Origin of the sequence: Streptomyces hyderabadensis (assembly GCF_020404845.1) — a bacterium.
Lineage (GTDB): Bacteria > Actinomycetota > Actinomycetes > Streptomycetales > Streptomycetaceae > Streptomyces > Streptomyces hyderabadensis.
Window position 1 is genome coordinate 51,724 of the sequence record NZ_JAIOJZ010000005.1, and the last position, 16,288, is coordinate 68,011.

At 73.5% G+C, this 16,288-nt stretch carries 17 protein-coding genes; 9 read left to right on the forward strand and 8 right to left on the reverse strand.

Annotated features, from left to right (window positions below; translation table 11 throughout):
• Positions 1–38: 38 nt before the first annotated feature.
• From K7854_RS06090 to dacB, 3 genes are all read left to right on the forward strand, one after another.
• On the forward strand, positions 39–1,346 hold the full coding sequence (locus K7854_RS06090; protein WP_372481003.1) for a DUF58 domain-containing protein: 1,308 nt from the start codon (positions 39–41) through the stop codon (positions 1,344–1,346).
• Positions 1,343–1,939 carry a hypothetical protein gene (locus K7854_RS37440; protein ID WP_264086976.1) on the forward strand — a complete coding sequence of 199 codons (597 nt, stop codon included), beginning with the start codon at positions 1,343–1,345 and terminating at the stop codon, positions 1,937–1,939. The genes K7854_RS06090 and K7854_RS37440 overlap by 4 nt, the downstream gene beginning before the upstream one ends.
• Positions 1,940–2,131: 192 nt before the next feature.
• Complete coding sequence (dacB, locus tag K7854_RS06100; RefSeq protein ID WP_226025316.1) at positions 2,132–3,487, forward strand: D-alanyl-D-alanine carboxypeptidase/D-alanyl-D-alanine endopeptidase; 1,356 nt, start codon at positions 2,132–2,134, stop codon at positions 3,485–3,487.
• A gap of 65 nt (positions 3,488–3,552) precedes the next feature.
• Here the strand turns inward: dacB and K7854_RS06105 are convergent, their stop codons facing one another.
• Positions 3,553–3,996 carry an ATP-binding protein gene (locus K7854_RS06105; RefSeq protein ID WP_226025317.1) on the reverse strand — a complete coding sequence of 148 codons (444 nt, stop codon included), beginning with the start codon at positions 3,994–3,996 and terminating at the stop codon, positions 3,553–3,555.
• Between the two features lie 85 nt (positions 3,997–4,081).
• Between K7854_RS06105 and K7854_RS06110 the strand changes: the two genes are divergently transcribed.
• Complete coding sequence (locus tag K7854_RS06110; RefSeq protein WP_226025318.1) at positions 4,082–4,900, forward strand: helix-turn-helix domain-containing protein; 819 nt, start codon at positions 4,082–4,084, stop codon at positions 4,898–4,900.
• The gene (locus tag K7854_RS06115) at positions 4,897–5,139 is read left to right on the forward strand and encodes a DUF397 domain-containing protein (RefSeq protein WP_226025319.1); all 243 of its coding nucleotides are present in this window, start codon (positions 4,897–4,899) and stop codon (positions 5,137–5,139) included. Before K7854_RS06110 ends, K7854_RS06115 begins: the two co-directional genes overlap by 4 nt.
• On the opposite strand, the gene K7854_RS06120 is transcribed toward K7854_RS06115, so the two are convergent.
• On the reverse strand, positions 5,084–6,601 hold the full coding sequence (locus tag K7854_RS06120; RefSeq protein WP_226025320.1) for a carboxylesterase/lipase family protein: 1,518 nt from the start codon (positions 6,599–6,601) through the stop codon (positions 5,084–5,086). The two genes, K7854_RS06115 and K7854_RS06120, sit on opposite strands and share 56 nt — an antisense overlap.
• A 150-nt stretch (positions 6,602–6,751) precedes the next feature.
• Between K7854_RS06120 and K7854_RS06125 the strand changes: the two genes are divergently transcribed.
• The gene (locus K7854_RS06125) at positions 6,752–7,066 is read left to right on the forward strand and encodes an STAS domain-containing protein (protein WP_226025321.1); all 315 of its coding nucleotides are present in this window, start codon (positions 6,752–6,754) and stop codon (positions 7,064–7,066) included.
• 26 nt (positions 7,067–7,092) lie between these two features.
• Here K7854_RS06125 and K7854_RS06130 read toward each other — a convergent pair whose 3' ends face one another.
• A complete protein-coding gene (locus tag K7854_RS06130) occupies positions 7,093–7,746 on the reverse strand; it encodes a hypothetical protein (protein WP_226025322.1) in 654 nt (217 codons plus the stop codon).
• 274 nt (positions 7,747–8,020) lie between these two features.
• On the opposite strand from K7854_RS06130, the gene K7854_RS06135 reads away from it, so the two are divergent.
• Complete coding sequence (locus K7854_RS06135) at positions 8,021–10,708, forward strand: DNRLRE domain-containing protein (protein WP_226025323.1); 2,688 nt, start codon at positions 8,021–8,023, stop codon at positions 10,706–10,708.
• A gap of 13 nt (positions 10,709–10,721) precedes the next feature.
• A complete protein-coding gene (locus tag K7854_RS06140) occupies positions 10,722–11,051 on the forward strand; it encodes a hypothetical protein (protein ID WP_226025324.1) in 330 nt (109 codons plus the stop codon).
• A gap of 134 nt (positions 11,052–11,185) precedes the next feature.
• Here the strand turns inward: K7854_RS06140 and K7854_RS06145 are convergent, their stop codons facing one another.
• Entirely contained in the window at positions 11,186–11,515 is a 330-nt protein-coding gene (locus K7854_RS06145) for a hypothetical protein (protein ID WP_226025325.1), read from the reverse strand.
• A gap of 122 nt (positions 11,516–11,637) precedes the next feature.
• Here K7854_RS06145 and K7854_RS06150 point away from each other — a divergent pair, with 122 nt between their 5' ends.
• Positions 11,638–12,036 (forward strand): VOC family protein, encoded by a 399-nt coding sequence (locus K7854_RS06150; RefSeq protein ID WP_226025326.1) that lies wholly within the window; start codon positions 11,638–11,640, stop codon positions 12,034–12,036.
• On the opposite strand, the gene K7854_RS06155 is transcribed toward K7854_RS06150, so the two are convergent.
• The 4 genes from K7854_RS06155 to K7854_RS06170 form a co-directional block, all read right to left on the reverse strand.
• Positions 12,022–12,705 (reverse strand): helix-turn-helix transcriptional regulator, encoded by a 684-nt coding sequence (locus tag K7854_RS06155; protein WP_226025327.1) that lies wholly within the window; start codon positions 12,703–12,705, stop codon positions 12,022–12,024. The two genes, K7854_RS06150 and K7854_RS06155, sit on opposite strands and share 15 nt — an antisense overlap.
• 178 nt (positions 12,706–12,883) lie before the next feature.
• Complete coding sequence (locus K7854_RS06160) at positions 12,884–13,816, reverse strand: AraC family transcriptional regulator (protein ID WP_226025328.1); 933 nt, start codon at positions 13,814–13,816, stop codon at positions 12,884–12,886.
• Between the two features lie 59 nt (positions 13,817–13,875).
• Entirely contained in the window at positions 13,876–15,429 is a 1,554-nt protein-coding gene (locus K7854_RS06165) for an alpha/beta hydrolase (RefSeq protein WP_226025329.1), read from the reverse strand.
• 95 nt (positions 15,430–15,524) lie between these two features.
• Positions 15,525–16,280: a copper homeostasis protein CutC gene (locus tag K7854_RS06170; protein WP_226025442.1), complete on the reverse strand. Its 756-nt coding sequence runs from the start codon at positions 16,278–16,280 to the stop codon at positions 15,525–15,527.
• Positions 16,281–16,288 lie beyond the last annotated feature (8 nt).

The window sequence follows — 16,288 nt, forward strand, 5'->3', positions numbered from 1 at the left end:
GTGCCGCGCCCACACCCGCGCCCCGGCCTGGGGCGGCGGTGGTCCGGGCCCTGGAGGGGCGCACCTCCCCGACGCAGCCGCCGCCCCCGCCGCCCGGCGGCCCGCGCCCCGGTGAGCGCACGCTGCGGCTGCTGACCGTCGCCGTGGTGGCACTGGCCGCCGCGCTGCTCACCGGCCGGGCGTGGCTGCTGGCGCTCGCGGCGGCGCCGCTGGTGCTGCTCGCGCTCGCGCTGCCCCGCGCCCACGCCCGCCGGATCGAGACGTCGGCGACCGTCGAGCCGGGGCGCTGCTTCGAGGGCGACACGGTCACCGTCCGCATCGCGGTGGCCCACGACGGCGACGCCGTGCGTCTGGACCCCGGGGTCACGCTCGGGCCGGGCCTGCGCCTGGACGAGGTCGTCGTCGGCCCGTCCACGGTGACGCTGCGCCACACGGCGCTGCACTGGGGCCGCTGGTCGCTCGGCCCGGTGGACGTCGACGTGTACGACCCCGGCGGCACCGTGCGCCGCACCGTGCGGGTCGAGGCGGCCGAGGTGTCCGTCTTCCCGCGCGCCACCCAGGCCCGGTTCACGCCCATCCCGGTACGGCTGCCGCAGCGGCTCGGCGAGCACGCCTCGCCGCAGTCCGGCGAGGGCGTCGAGGTCATCGGGGTGGGTCCCTGGGTCCCCGGGGAGCGGCAGCGGCGCATCCACTGGCCGTCGACGACCCGGCGCGGGTCGGTGCAGCTGCACCGGTTCGCGGCCGAGCGGGCCGCCGACACGGTGATGCTGATCGACGCGTTCGGGGACGTCGTCGACCCGGTGACCGGACTGTCCTCGCTGGACGAGACGGTGCGGGCGGCGGCCGGGCTCACCCGGGCCTATCTGCGCACCCACGACCGGGTGGGCGTCGTCTCGACCGGCGGCACCACCCGGTGGCTGGCGCCGGGCACCGGGGACGCGGCGTTCTACCGCATCGTGGAGAGCGTCCTCGACGTCCGCAAGGACCGCTCCTTCGGCGGCGACGGCCTGGAGCGGGTCCCGCCGCCCGCGCTGCCGGAAGGTGCCCTGGTGTACGTGTTCACCCCGCTCAGCGACGCCCGGATCCTTCAGGTGCTGCGCGATCTGCAGGCGCGCGGGCGCCGCCCGGTCGTCGTCGAGATTCCGAGCGGGGACCCGGTGGTGGAACCGGGGGACGAGGCGGGCGAGTTGGGACTGCGGCTGTGGCGCGCGGAGCGCGAGGCGATGCGGTTCGCGCTGCGCGACAGCGGCGTGCCGGTGCTGCGGCACACCGAGGGCGAGTCACTGGATCTGGCGCTGGCACCGCTGCTGGCGGGGCGGGTCGGCGGAAGGGGGCGCGCGCGATGACGGCACTGGACACGCGGGTCGGCCTGCGGGAGTACCTCGGCTACTGGATCGGCACCGTGCCGGTGCGGGTGCTCGCGGTGGCGGCCGTCGTGATGGCGTGGCGCCCGTGGGCCACGGTGGAAACGGCCGGGGACGCGGTGCCCTTCGGCTGCGCGGTCGCCTTCGCGCTGTGGGCGGCGCCCTCACTGGACCGGCGGCCGTCGATGGAGGCCGTCTGGTGGTCCTACCGGCTGCTGCGCCACCGTACGACGCTGCTGGCGTCGGGCGTCGTGGTGATCGCGGCCTTCGAGGACCGGGAGTGGTGGGAGGGCGCCGGTGTGGTCGTGCTGCTGGTCGCCTATCTGGTGACCAGTGAGACCTGGCCGTGGCGGTGGGGCCGCGGCACCGCCCGGGTGTGGGGCGAGGCGGTCGCGGCCTGCGCGGGAGCGGGTGTGGTGGCGGCCGCCGCGGCGGTACCGGTGACCGGGACCGGCTCGGGACTGGGCCGGGTGATCGCCGCCGGTGCGGTGGTCGGTCTGGCGGTGGCCGGGGGCACGGTGCTGCGCGCCCGGTGGCGGGGCGATGCCCCGGTGACTCGGGCCCCGGGGGACTGAAGGGCAACGCGACTGCCCGTCCGACGGCGGCGGCACCCCGGTCGCGGCCTCGCTCCGACGGCCGTTCCGGCATTCGGTCGCAGGATGTTCACACCCCGTCAATTTTCGTCCCAGCCCTTCATATGACGGCTGGTAGCGTGCCCAGCGCTTCACCCCCACAGACCGAAGTAACCGATCTTTGGACTTCACTTCATGACTGGTACGCCAGACGAAACCCCCACGCACACCTTCACCCCGGGCGGACGGCGCAGGCACCGCAGGGCGAGAGTGAGCCGCGTCGGCGCCCGCCGGGCCCTCGTGCTCGCGATGGCCGTGCCCGTGGCCTCCGCCACGCTGGCCGGAACGTCCGCCTTCGCCGCCGACGACAGCGCCCCGCGGACCCAGGGCATCTCGGTCGACGACCTCGCCGCCGACGACGCGCAGCTGGTCAAGAACCTCAACGAGCGCCTCGCCGACGAGCGCCTGGGCACCGACGTCAGCGGCGTCGTCCTGGACGCCGACTCGGACACCGCCCTGTGGGACCACAACGGCTCCACCGCCCTCATGCCGGCCTCCAACGCCAAGCTCGCCACGGCCACCACCGCCCTGACGCTGCTGGGTGCGAACCACGAGTTCACCACCAAGGTCGTGTACGGCGAGGGCACCCTCACCCTCGTCGGCGGCGGTGATCGCACCCTCACGAGCGAGGACGTCGCCGCGCTGGCCAAGACCGCCGCCGACGGACTCAAGGCGGCGGGCCGCACCGACGTCCAGGTCCGGGTCGACGACAGCCTGTTCGCCGAACCGAGCCTCGCCGAGGGCTGGAACGAGGGCTACTACCCCACCGAGGTCGCCCCGGTCCGTTCCCTCGTCGTGGACGGCGCCGCCGTCCAGGACACGTCGATCGACGCGGGCAAGGTCTTCGCGAAGCAGCTCGCCGCGCAGGGCATCACCGTCACCGGCGAGGTGGGCCGCACGACGGCGAAGCAGTCCGACGTGCCGGTGGCGCAGCACAAGTCGGCGCCGCTGTCGGACATCGTCAAGAAGATGCTCAAGACCAGCGACAACAACATCGCCGAGACCCTGCTGCGGATGACCGCCGTGGAGCTGGGCAAGCCGGGCACCTTCGAGAGCGGCACCGCGCTGGTCCGCCAGGTGCTCAGCTCGTACGGCATCTCCCTCGACAACTTCGAGATGCACGACGGCAGCGGCCTGTCCCGCGCCGACCGCATCCCGGCCGCGACGCTCGCGCAGCTCCTCGACGCGATCACGGAGTCCCCCGCCCTGGGCTCGATCCTGGAGGGGCTGCCGGTCGCGGGCGAGGCAGGGGCCAGCCTCGGCCCGGAGTGGGGCCGCTTCGACGACCCCAACTCCCAGTGCGCCGTCGGCAAGGTGCACGCGAAGACCGGCACGCTCACCGGTGCCATCGCCCTGAGCGGGGTCACGCAGACCGACGACGGCGACTGGCGCATCTTCTCCTTCATCGAGAACAACTCGACGGCCGACCCGAGCGACATCAAGGACGCCATGGACGGCCTCGCCGCGACCGTGAACGGCTGCTGGGCCTGACGCGTCGCACGTGACGGGGCGTGGAGATCTGGTGAAGGCCCCCGAGGGCAGACGGGTGTGCCCCGTCAGTCCGCCGGGACGACGCACTCGAACCACACGACCTTGCCGGGTCCCCGCTCCGTCACGCCCCACTTGTCCGCCAGCTCCGACACCAGCAGCAGCCCGCGCCCGCCCTCGTCCGACCCGTGGGACTCCAGGGGCACGGCCGGCACACCGTCCCCGCTGTCGTGGACCTCGACGCGTACGCCGTCCCGGCCGGGCAGCAGCCCGAGTTTCAGCAGGAAGCCCCGGCCGGGCGGTACGCCGTGCAGCAGGGCGTTGGTCGCCAGTTCGCTGACGCACAGCACCACGTCGTCCGCGCGTGCGCGCAGTCCCCAGTCGTCGAGCGCCTCCCTCGCGAACGCCCGCGCGGCGGGGACGGACCGGCGCTCGCGGCGGTAGAAACGCTCACGTGGGGACGGGGGTGGAGTTTCGTTGTTCACGTGACGAGGGTCACGCTCCGTGGTCATGATGGGACAGTGCGCATGGCCGTACAGCCGGTCTGTACGGGTGCGCGTTGGTGAACGTACGCGCATGGGTGGGGAGTTCGACCTCATGGCCACGACGACACGGAGGAACGCCTCCGCGATGAAGATGGTGGGCGCGCTGCTCGCCCTCTACCGGCAGGCGGCGGGACACACCCAGCGGTCCCTGGGCGAGCGCTTCGTCATCGGCGAGCAGCAGATCGCCTCGATCGAACAGGGCCGACGGCCACTGAAACCGGACCTCGCCGAGCAGCTCGACGAACTCCTCGGCACCAAGGGGGCGTTGTCGATCGCGCTGAGCAAGATGCCGGAGGTGGATCTGGTCCCGTTGTGGGCGGAGGAGTTCCTGGACCGGGAGCGGGAGGCCATCGCCATCTCCTCGTACGAGAACCAGGTGCTGCCGGGTCTGCTTCAGACGGAGGCGTACGCGTGGGCGGTGTTCCGCAGTCGCGTGCCCTTCTACGACGAGGACACGATCGCCCGACTGGCGGCGGCACGCATCGAGCGGCAGGGGATCCTCCAGGGCAAGGAGCCGCCGATCACGTGCTTCGTGGTCTGGGAGCCCGTCGTTCGGGCACCGATCGGCGGACGGACCGTGTGGCGCGAGCAGCTGCGGCACCTGCGCGCGTGCTCGGAACTGCCGGGGCTCATGCTCCAGGTGCTGCCCTTGGACCGCGCCAGTCACGCGTCCCTGGACGGCCCGTTCGTCCTGCTCGAAACCCCAGAACACCAGCGGCTTGCCTACACGGAGAACCAGCGCGGCAGTCAACTCATCGCCGACCCCGATGAGGTGGCGATCCTCACGCAGAAATGTGCGATGCTGCGGTCTCAGGCCCTCACCCCCGAGGACACGAGGGATCTGCTGGACCGTCTCCTGGGAGAGCAATGAGCAGCACCGCACTTCGGTGGTTCAAGTCGAGCTACAGCGGCAGCGAGGGCGGCAACTGCGTGGAAGTAGCTCACGAGTGGCACAAGTCGACCTACAGCGGCAGCGAAGGCGGCCAGTGCGTAGAGGTCGCCCAAGAACCCACCGCCATCCACATCCGCGACTCCAAAGCCCCGCAGGGACACGTCACCGTCGGACCAGGCGCCTGGGCCGCGTTCCTCGGGGCGTTCGGGGCTCGCTGACGTCGGCCTTCCACAGGTCGTACTCGGCGTCGAGCGGGCCGTGGACCGTGTGCGGGTCGCCGTCGCCGAAGACCCGGACGGGGTGCGTGGCGTCCCAGGGCGCCCAGCCGGGGTCGCCGGACTCCACGAACCGGACCCACGCCCCGTGCATCGCGTCGGCCAACTCCTGCGGAGCGCCCTCGCCCGCGAGCCTGCGCGCGTCGGGGCCGTCGCCGGAGTCGAAGACGAAGCCCAGTTCCAGGGCGTGGCAGGCGCCGAGGTCGGGCAGGTTGGACGGCCAGGCGAACTCGTAGACGTGCGCGGAGGCGGGCCGCGCGTCGGCCAGGCGGTGCATCGGGATGCGCAGCAGGTGGTCGGTGACGAGCTGGCCCACGGTCTCGGCGGCTCCCGCGCCGGGGCGCAGCGCGCGGTAACCGCGTACCACCTCGTTGCCGCAGTGGCAGCGGGCGCGGGCGCCCGCGAGGGCCACGGCGCCCAGCCGGTCGACGCGTTCGACGAGCCCGCCGGGGACCAGCCAGAGCCGGTATTCGTCGCGGGTCCAGCCCATCATGAGGTCGACGCCCGGTGCCGCGTCGCCGTCGACGAGCGCCTCCAGCGGATCGCGGGGCAGCACGTCGCCGTCGACGACGAGGCCGAAGCCGGGGCCGCCCAGTACGGGGCTGCTGAAGCGTCCCACCTCGGCCTGGACCCGTAGCAGCTGGTCGCGGTCGGCGGCGGCGAAGGCCTCGGCGGTGGCGGGGATCTTCAGCCGGGAGGCCATGCGGCGGACCATGCGCCGCACCTTGTCGCGGTCGGCGGCCTCGGGTGCGCCGCTCTGGAGCACGGCCCGCCGGAACAGGCCCCGGGCCCCGGGGGCGGCGAGGAGCGCGCCGGTGCTGATGGCGCCCGCGGACTGGCCGGCGACGGTGACCCGGTCGGGATCGCCGCCGAAGGCGGTGATGGAGTCCCGTACCCACCGCAGGGCGGCGATCTGGTCGCGCAGGCCCGCGTTGGCGGGGGCGTCCGGGAACAGTCCGTAGCCCTCCACACCCAGTCGGTAGTTGATCGACACGCAGACCACGCCGTCGCGGGCGAAGGTGTGGCCGTCGTAGACCGGTACGGCGGAGGATCCCCTGGTCAGGGCGCCGCCGTGCAGCCAGACCAGGACCGGCAGGCGGGCGCCGGGGCCCGGTTCGGGGGTCCAGACGTTGAGGTTGAGGCAGTCGTCGCCGGGGATCGCCGGGTCGGAGAGGTACCGGGCGAAGGCCTCGGAGTAGGGGGGTTTCGGGGCCGTGGGGCCGAAGGAGCCCGCGTCGCGGACGCCGTCCCAGGGCTCGGGCGGGACGGGCGGGCGGAAACGGTTCGGTCCGAAGGGCGGAGCCGCGTAGGGGATCCCCCGGAACACGGCGACACCGTGCTCGTACCTGCCGCGTACCGCGCCGTGAACCGTCCTGACCACGGGGTTCGTCTGGCCTGACCGCATACGCCCACCAGCCCTTCGCCGCACTCTCGTACCGCTCAAGACTCAGCGCCGCGCCGCCGGGATCTATTCCGGGGCGCCGTCGCCGCCACGGTTGGGGGACAATGGAGACCACGCACGCCAGGCACGCACTGGGCCATCGAGGAGGCTGTCGTGACGGACGCACCCGTGAGGATCGCCGAGGCCGACGGTCGGCACGCGGTGCTGGCCTTTTCCGGGGATCTGGACGCCGCCGCCCTGGGCGTGCTGGAGGAGCTGCTGCTCGACCCGCGGCTGCGGGAGCCGGGGGCCTGGACCCTGGACATGAACGGCCTGGACCACATCGACCTGGCCTGCGCCTACGCGCTGCTGCGGACGGTGACCCGGACGCCGGAGCCGGTCACCCTCACCGTGCGCGGTGCCCGCCCGTCCGTCCACCGGACGCTGCGGCAGGCCGGACTGGACACGGTGGCGGCCTTCACGGCGTAACCGGGGCGCCGGGGAGGGCGGCCGGGTCAGCCGCCCACGTCCACGTGATTGTCGGGGGCCCCGTCGCCGAACGGAGGCAGGTCGCCGCGCTCGACCGGCGTGCTGGGCGCGGGCTCGGCCGAGGGCAGGAGTGCGTCGGTCTCGGCGGCGTCGGGGCGGTGGGCGGCGAGGGCGGCCGCGCGCAGGACGCCGCGCGGTACGGCGTCCGTCTCGGCGGACACGCGCACGACGTGCCCCTCCTCGGGCAGCGCGTACTCGTGGCGTCCGGCACCGGTGCGGTACCAGGCGCTGCCGTCGCGCTCGCAGGTGGTGTGCTCGCCGGACATGTCGCCGACGGGCTGCTCGGGGCAGGTGGCGGCGGTGATGGTGCCCCGGTCGACGGCGAGCCGTAGCAGCGCGTTGGTCTCGCCGTCGACCCAGGTGGCGGAGAAGCCGTCGTCGCCGAGGACGCCGACGGACTGCTGGGCGAGGGTGAAGCCGGGGGCCTCGGTGACGTAGACCAGCTCGGGTGCCACGCCCATCGCCTGGGCGCGGGAGGCGAGTTCGCCGGTGCCGGGGGCCGCGGCCGGACCGGCGGCGGAGGCGGACGGGCCGGGGTCGCCCGCCTTCTCGGAGCCGCAGGCGGCGAGCAGCAGCGGGGCCAGCACCAGCACCGGCAGGACACGCGCATGACGAATCATGCGGCCATCCTGCCGTACAGGTGTTCCCCGGGGAGGCGACTTCGGTGGGCGCTGCGGCCGAGGGCGGGGCGAGCCGCAAGTCGAGGCACGGTACAGCCCGTTGAGGATCGTGCCCCTTCGAGGCAGTACGCCGTGGATGCCCGCTTCAGAGGGTGAAGTGGCCATTTTTGTATGACATGTGTTTCCATTGCGCCGCTCAAAGATCATTTGCGGCCCGACCCGCCGGGGGGAACGACATCGGCGGGTCGTGTGCCGAGACCATGAAAGTACGCACATGAGAACCACCTGGCATGCCTCGGGCATAGCCATGCTGGCCGCCACCGCCGTGCTCCTGGCCACGCCCCACGTCGCCGTCGCGGCCGGTGGGACCGGTCCCGGGGACACCGAGGCGGAGCGCGCCGTCTCCGGGCTGCTGGAGGCGGTCGACCAGCTCAGGACACACCCGATCACCGAAGCCGAGAGCGTCGACGCGGCACAGACCGCCGCGCGGATGCAGGACCACCGGGTCGAGGTCCTGCAGATGCGCACCGAGACGGACACCGTCTTCGCCAACCCCGACGGCACCCTCACCCGGGAGACCTCCGTGGCGCCCGTCCGGATGCTCAAGGACGGGCGCTGGACGGACGTCGACGTCGACCTCCGCCGCAAGGCCGACGGTGACATCGTCGCGAAGGCGCACCCACAGGGGCTCGCCCTGGCCGGGGAGGGCGGCACCCCGGCGCCCTCGCTGCGCAGCGCCGCCGCCGCACCGCAGACGCAGGCCCGCGACCTGGTCACCCTCGGCAGCGGCGACGAGCGGATCGCCGTCCAGTGGAAGGGCGGCCTGCCCGCACCGCGGCTGTCCGGCCACACCGCCACCTACGAGAACGCCGTCCCCGGCGGCGACCTGGTCGTCGAGGCCACCCGTACCGGCTTCGAGCAGTTCCTCGAACTGCGGCGGGCGCCGAGCGGCGGCGCACCCCTGGTGCTGCCCGTCGTGCTGCCCGAGGGCATGACCGCCAAGGCGGCCACCGGCGGCGGCGTCGACTTCGTGGACGACTCCGGCGAGACCGTCGCGACGATGCCGGCCCCCACGATGTGGGACAGCCAGGTGGACCCGCGCTCCGGGGAGCACGTCAACCGCAGGCGCGTCGCCATGGACGTCACCCAGTCCGGCACCACCGTGCAGCTCGCCCTGCACCCGGACACCGACTGGCTCGCCGCCCACGGCACCCGGTACCCCGTCACCATCGACCCGGCGACGGACGCCCTCGACACGCTCTTCGACACCTTCGTGCAGGGCGGCGACACCACCGACCAGTCCGCGAGCACCGACCTCAAGGTGGGCTGGCCCGGTGACAAGGAGGGCACGACCAAGCGCGTCGCGCGGTCGTTCCTGACCTTCCGCACCGCGAACTTCGCCGACGCACTGGTGTCCAAGGCGTCGCTGAAGCTGTGGAACTACCACTCCTGGTCGTGCGAGAAGCGGCCCTGGGAGGTGTGGTCGGCGGGAGCCGCCGACACCAGCACCCGGTGGACGAAGCAGCCCGCGATGACGGAGAAGATCGCCACCTCCACCGGGACCAGGTCGGCGAGTTGCAACAACGCGGGCTGGGTCACGGCCGACATCACCGAACTGGCGCAGGCCTGGTCCTCCGCCCGGGCGGAGACCGGCTCCCTGGCGCTGAAAGCCGGCGACGAGTCCGACACGTACGGCTGGAAGCGGTTCCGGTCGGCCAACGCCGTCGACGAGAACCAGATTCCGACCCTGGAGGTGACGTACAACTACCGCCCGTACAACGGGGTGAACCTCCAGGCGGGCGCGCCCTTCATCTCGTCCGGCGGCATCTTCCGGGTGAACACCACCACGCCCGTCCTGCGGTTCTCCACCGTGGACAGCAACGGCGAGGACGAGATCACCGGGACGTACGAGATCACCGACACCGCGACCGGCAAGGTCGTCACGACCGTCAACGCGGCCCCGGTGCCGGCCAACAGCACCTCGCAGGTGAAGGTCCCGGCGGGCAAGCTCGTGTCCGGCCACACCTACAGTTTCCGCACCACCGCCTACGACGGCACGCACTACGCCAACGGCTGGTCCGACCCGGTGCGCTTCACCGTCGACACGGCGTGGAGGCCGACGGCGGCCGAGCACGCCCTCGGCCTGGCGAACACCTACTCCGACGCCGCGGACGTCACCGCCGCCACCTCGTCGGACTCCTCCTACGCCGCCATCGCGGTCACCGAGGACAACGTGGTCTCCGTGCCCTGGGACGGCAGGAACAACGCCATCGACATCCGCAACGACCTGATGCCCAACAGGCTGACCATCCCCGCGGCAGGCACCAAGGGCACCCGGGTCGGCGGCAACGTCGTCTACACGTCGTCCGGGCCGGTCGACACCGTCGTACAGCCCACCGTCGACGGGGGCTCGCGCACGCTGAACATCCTCAAGGACGGCAGCGCGCCGCACGACTACGAGACCGGCTTCACCGTCCCCGCCGGGATGAAGGCCGTGACGCACGACGACGGCTCGGTCTCGCTCTACGCCGCGGGCGACGAGAACGCCGAGAAGGCGCCCTCCTCAGACGCCGCCGGATTCTTCGACGCCCCCTGGGCCAAGGACGCCGCCGGCAACGACGTGCCGACCGCCTACAAGGTCGTGGGCGACAAACTGGTCCAGCACGTCGACTTCGACGCGGACAGCGCCTTCCCGATCGTGATCGACCCCTCCTGGTGGTCCACCACGAAGAAGATCGCCAAGTGCGCGCTGGCGGTGTCGGGGTTCATCTTCACCTTCACGCCGGCGGGCAGCTCCAAGCGGGTCCTGACCGCGGTGAAGCTGGTGAAGAAGATCGGGGTCAAGAAGACCGCGAAGCTGATCCAGACCTACGCCAAGCGCCGCAAGCTGACGTCGGCGCATCGCAAGGCGGTCGCGGCCCTGTTGGGCATCCCGGCCCTGAAGAAGGCATGCAAGTTCTGATCATGGAGGACCAGTGATTGCGATAGCGGCGATCGTCGCGGACATCGTCCTGATCCTGACGCACCGCGTACGCGCCGTGCCGGACCCGGCGAAGTACACGCCGTGGCCGTACATGGCCGTGGGCCTCGCGGGATGCGCGGCGGGCTGGCTCGTCGTCGGCCGGCCGGAGGCGGCCTGGGACGACCTGTTCCTGGCGCTGCTCTGCGGCGTGGTCGTCACCTCCGAGGCCGCGCACGCGGCCCGGGCCCTGTCCGGGCGCCCCTGGGTGGGCTGGGCGACGGCCCTGGTGAGCGGAGCGGCGGCGGCCACCTGGCTCCTGCCGGACCCGCTGCCCTTCACCTGACATCCCACCCCACTCCCGGCCATACGGCTGTACGGCCGGACAAGCCCGCACGGCGGCGGCCGACCACGGAGCACTCCGTGGCCGGCCGCCGCAGGCAAGGGCTCGGGGTCTGGGGGGGTGTCGACGAAGCGGTACTAGGGCTGGTGGGCGGCGGCGTCCTTGGTCAGCTTCACGGCCTGGCGCAGGCTGAGTCCCGGGGCCGCCTCGCGCAGGGTCTTGACCGCCCGGACGGAGTCGACGGGGCCCTCGTGGCCGGCCGCGGCGAGGCGTTCGTGCACCCAGCGGGCGAGCAGTGCGGCGTCGGGCTCCGCGGCGGCCTGCTCGACCAGGGCGGCGGCACGCTCCAGGCCGGGCCGTTCCTCGGGCGTCGCCTCGGCGAGCGCCTGACGGACGCGGTGGGCGACGACGTCCGTGTCGCGCAGGACCAGGACGTTGAGTTCCGGTGGGGCGAGGCGTCCGAACATACGGCCATGATCGTCGGGACACCCCGCCCCGTTCAACCGACTTGAGGAGCTTCTGAGGCGCCCGGCGGTCGGGTGTCCATTTTCTTCAAGACGGGATCGCGCACCCCGCCTACGGTGAGCCCATGACCGCACGATTCGACGCCATCGGCCTCGTCGTCTCCGACATGGCCGCCTCCGTGACCTTCTACCGCCGGCTCGGCTTCGCCTTCCCCGAGGGCTCCGAGGGGCAGCCGCACGCCGAGGCCGTTGTGCCGGGCGGCATCCGACTGCTCCTGGACACCGAGGACTCCGTCCGCTCCTTCACTCCCGGCTGGCAGCCGCCGGCCGGGGGCGGGCGGCACTCCCTCGCCCTGCTGTGCGACACGCCCGAGGAGGTAGACGCCTGCTACGCCGACCTGACCGGTGCCGGGTGCAAGGGCGAGCGCGAGCCCTGGGACGCCCCCTGGGGGCAGCGGTACGCCGTCGTCAACGACCCGGACGGCCACGGCGTCGACCTCTTCGCGCCGCTAGCCGCGCAGTAGCTCGCCCGGCGTCGTACCCGCCAACTCGCGTACTTCACGCGTCAGATGGGCCTGGTCCGCGTAGCCGGTCAGGGCGGCCGTCTCGGCGAGCGGCGTGCCGTCCCTGGCCAGGGCGAGGGCGCGTTGCAGCCGCCGTACGCGGGCCAGCGTCTTGGGGCCGTAGCCGAAGGCGGCCAGCGAGCGGCGGTGCAGCGTGCGGGCTCCGATGCCGAGGGCGTCGGCGGTGGCGGCGACCGGGCGGCCCGCGTCGAGGGCGGCGACGATGCGACCCAGCAGCGGGTCGGGGGGCCCGGCCTCGGCGGCACGGGACAGCGCGGCGTCCTCCAGGCCCGTCGCCGGGTCGGGGGCCGCGTTCACCCGGGCGGTCAGGCGCCGTGCCTGGGTCGCGGGCCAGAGGTCGGCGAGGTCGACGCGCCGGTCGCGCAGTGCGTCGGCGGGGACGCCGAGGAGGGCGGGGGCAGTGCCGGGGTAGAAGCGGACCCCGGCCCAGGGGCCCGGGGCGCCCTCGGTCACGTAGGCGTGGGTGTCGGGGCCCGCGACCAGCAACCGGCCGTCGTACCAGAGCAGATCCATGCACCCGTCGGGCAGCACCCGCCCGGGACCGGACCCGGTCGGGGTGTTGGTCCACACCACCGCACCGGTCAACCGTGACGCCCGCTCCGCATACACGCCTGCCAGGCTACGCCGCAGCCCTATTGCTGCGGGCAGCCGCCGTAGCTGCGGGCAGTCGTGCCTCCCCCAGTGCCTGAACGGCCTGGGAGGTACCCCCAGGCGGCACGGGTGGGCGCAGCGGCACCCCGCACCGCCGGGCAGCGCACCCCTTGCCCGCACCGACCCCGCACCGGAGTCACACCCCGTTCCGGTACTCCTGCGGGCTGACCCCGTACTCCCGCTTGAACGCCGCGGACAGCGCGAACGCGCTGCCGTAGCCGACCCGGCGGGCGATCGCGCCGAGGGTGTCCTCTCCGTCCCGCAGCCGGTCGGCGGCCAGCGCGAGGCGCCAGCCGGTGAGGTAGGCCATGGGCGGTTCGCCGACCAGATCGGTGAAGCGGCGGGCGAGCGCGGCGCGGGAGACGCCGGTCTTGGCGGCGAGGGACGCGACGGTCCACGGGTGCGCCGGATCGTCCTGGAGCAGCCGCAGCGCCCGGCCGACGACCGGGTCGCCCAGGGCCCGGTACCAGGCGGGGGCCTCGGCCGACGGACCGGCGAACCAGGCCCGCAGCGCGGCGATGACCAGCAGGTCCAGGAGCCGGTCCAGGACCACCTCCTGGCCCGGCTCGTCCCGCGTGACCTCCGTCATCAGCAGGGGGGTGAGGGGGTTGTCCCAGTCCTCGGAGGTGAGGGACAGCAGCGGGGGCAGCGCGTCGAGGAGCCGGCCGCCGATCTCGCCGCGGACCAGGTAGGTGCCGATGAGGAGGACCGCCTCGCCGTCGGCGCGGTCGCCCCAGGTGCGTACGCCGAGGTCCATCGAGCCGTTGAGGGGGCGTCCGTCGGGGTAACTGCACGCGCCGCCCGGCAGGATCACCGCCTGCGGGGCGGTGCCGGGGTCGTCGGCGCAGACGTACGGGTCGGGGCCGCGCGCGACGGCCAGATCCCCGGCCCGCAGCCGCAGCCGCTCCCCCGTGTCCGGCACGATCCAGGCGTCGCCGCGGACCATCAGCATCACGGTCAGCGGCGCCTCATCCTCGACGCGCACCGCCCAGGGCGGGTCGAAACAGGCGCGGATCATGAAGGCGCCACGGGCCCGGGGGCCCTCCAGCAGTCCGGCGAGTGCGTCCACGCCGTCAGTGTCCCAGTGTTCCGGCCGACGGCCGCCCGGTGGGTCCGTACGTACCGGCCTCAGGACATGCTGCCCCGGCACACCGTCCCCACGGCCGGGGTGCGGCCCGTGCGGAGGTAGGTGTCGACCGCCTCCGTGACGCAGTCGTTCTGCGGGTACGTGCCGTGGCCCTCCTCCTCGGCCGTCAGGAGCACGCCGACACCGTCGCCCAGAGCGCGGGCCATGCGGCGGGCGCCGGGAAACGGGGTGGTCGGGTCGCCGGTGCCGCCGACCACGAGGATGGGGGCCGCACCGTCGGCGCCCACCTGGGGCGTGGCGCGCTCACCGTCGAACGGCCAGTCGTAGCAGAGGTAGACGCCGGTGGACCAGGCCTCGCCGAAGACGGGTGAGGCGGCCTCGATGCGGGCCGCGTCCCGGTCGAGGCGCTCGAAGCCGGGGCGCAGGCTGGAGTCCGCGCAGGTGATCGCGATCTGGGCGGCACGGCTGTCGTCCTGCGGACTCGACGCGCCGTCGGCGGAGCCGTTGTCGCCCGCGCCCTCGCTCAGCGGACCGGCGTCGTTGTGATCGATCAGCGCGGTCAGGGCCTTGGCGAGCGGCGGCCAGCCGTCCGTGCCGAGGTCGAGATAATCGCTGACGGCGTACGCGAGGTCGTCGGCGTCGAGTTTCCTCCCGCCGCCTGCCGGGGCGGGCTTCTTCGCCAAGCGGTCGGACAGTTGCGCCATGCGTCGCGCGGCCTCCTCGGGCCCGTCGCCGGTCGGGCAGTGGCGGATACGGGCCGCGCAGTGCGCGGCGAACCGGTCGAACGCCGCCTGGACCGCCTTGACCTGCGACAGCTGCTCCTCGCTGAGGTCCTCGGTCGGATCGACGGGCGCTTCGAGGACGAGCCGTCCGACGTGCGACGGGTAGAGGTGGGCGTAGGTCGCGCCGAGCGCCGTTCCGTACGAGACGCCGAAGTAGTGCAGCCGCTCGTCGCCGAGGAGGTAGCGCATCAGGTCGAGGTCGCGCGCGGTGTGCGAGGTGCCGATGTACGGGACGAGCGCCCCGGAGTGCTCGGCGCAGGCCTCGGCCCCGTCGAAGCCGGTGTCGTCCGCGGTCTTCCCGCAGCGCACGGGGATGGTCCCGCCGACACCGCGCGGGTCGAAGGAGACCAGGTCGTAGCGGTCGAGGAGCGGCTCGTACTGGTCGAGGTACTCCGGCAGTCCGCGCACGCCGGACACGCCGGGACCGCCGAAGTTGAGGACGAGCGAGCCGATGCGCCGGGCGTTCGGGCCGGTGGCCTTGCGGCGGATCAGGGCGACGTCGATCGTCCTGCCGGCCGGTTTCCGGTAGTCGAGGGGGGTCTTCATGACGGCGCATTCGTAGGCCGTGCGCGCGGTCGGCGGCGAGGTGCAGCGGGACCAGTGGAGGTGCTGGCCGGTGGTGAGCGCGGCGGGCAGACCGGGGGGCGGGTTGTCCGCGGTGAACTCCGTACGCGGCTGCGCACTCCGGCCGGAGGCGTCGTGCTTGAGCCAGGCGCCGACGGCTCCGATCGCGACGAGGACGAGCACGCTGATGATCCGCACACCGAGCGAGAGACCCGGTCTGCGGCTTCGTATCGGATGCACGTCACTCATGGACACCCCCGTGATCGTCCGATCGTCGAATGAGTGCACAGTACAAGCCGCCTGCACGGTCCGGCCGGGCGCCGGTTGCGGCCCCGCTCCCGCCCTCAGCGTGTCGTGTCCAGCGCCCGCCTCGCCGCCGCGACGACCGTGCCGTCGGTGACGAAGTGGGTGTCGTCCTCGGCGGAGGTGCCGCCCGCGCCGAGGGGGACCCAGCCGGCCGCGCGCCGGGGCGTGGCCCGCGACTTGGCGGACAGGTGCACCGAGCCAGCGCCGTTCGCCAGCAGGCCGGGGATGTCGCCGGGTCGCACCCCGCCCCCGGCGGCCACGTCGACCCCGGGGGCCGCGGCGGCCATCGCGGTGAGCACGGCGGCGCCCTCGATCGCGGTGGGCGCTCCGCCGGAGGTCAGGACGCGGGTGATGCCGAGCCCCGGCAGCGCGGCGACGGCGGCCACCGGATCGCTCGCCTGGTCCACCGCCCGGTGGAGCGTGACCTGTGCGGCGGGATCGGTGTCCCGGGCGGCGGCGACGAGCGCGGCGAGGGCCTTCGTGTCGAGGGCGCCGTCCGGCGTCAGCGCCCCGACGACGACCCCGCGGGCGCCCGCGCGCAGGGCGGCGCGCACCTCCGCGGTCATCAGGGCGACCTCCTCGCCGTCGTACACGAAGTCGCCGGGGCGGCAGCGGACCAGGACGTGGACGGGCGGCCCGGACTCGACGGCCGCCTCGACCGTCGCGGTCGAGGGGGTGAGGCCGCCCAGTTCCAGTCCGGTGCACAGTTCGACCCGGTCCGCGCCGTTCTCGCGGGCGGTGCGGGCTCCGGCCGGGGAGGTGACGGCGATCTCCAGGCTGGGACAGGCGTTCATGGCGCTCA